Annotated in this window: 1 protein-coding gene; it reads right to left on the bottom strand. The window is 62.7% G+C overall.

The genetic code is table 11. The features are described 5' to 3' along the window. Window positions 1-632, bottom strand: a 632-nt coding sequence (locus J5224_RS33730) for an HAD-IC family P-type ATPase (protein WP_264629227.1), incomplete at both ends; no start/stop codon positions are given.

Genomic DNA, 632 nt, shown 5'->3' with positions numbered 1-632 from the left:
TGCCCTGGCCTTGCAGATCGGCAATCGCGGTGCGTGCATCGTCGCGCACCTTATCGGCCAGCGCAATGTACCCGAGCAGCAGCCCGGCGCGAGCCACGGCAATCACCGTTTTTCCCTGCGCTTCCAGTTTGGCAATCTGCGCCTGATCGAGCACGATGTCATTTTCAGCCAGGAAACGCGGTGACCCCAACAGCCAGTTTTCACCGGCCACCTCACCTGTTACCCCCCGGCCAATCACCGCCTGAAACCCACTCACCTCGACGGCTTCCACACCGGATTCCCGCGCATGCTGCACCAGCGCCTGCCCGAGGGGATGCTCGGAATGCTGCTCCAGAGAAAGCGCGACGCGCAGCAGTTCAGCGTCGGCCACCGCAGCCTCTGGCAGTACGTCACTGACCGAAGGCTTACCTTCCGTGATGGTGCCGGTCTTATCCAACACCAGCACCTGCAAACGCTGTACTTGCTCTAACGCATTGGCATTGCGGAACAAGATACCGGCCCGCGCCCCTTGCCCGGTACCCACCATGATCGCCGTCGGCGTCGCCAACCCGAGCGCACAAGGGCAGGCAATCACCAGCACCGCCACCGCGCTCACCAGGCTGGAGGCCAAATCACCGCTGATAAACCAGTGT

The organism is Candidatus Symbiopectobacterium sp. NZEC135, assembly GCF_025962695.1.
The sequence above is the reverse complement of the archived record's forward strand: the minus strand, read 5'-3'. Positions and strand labels throughout refer to the sequence as shown.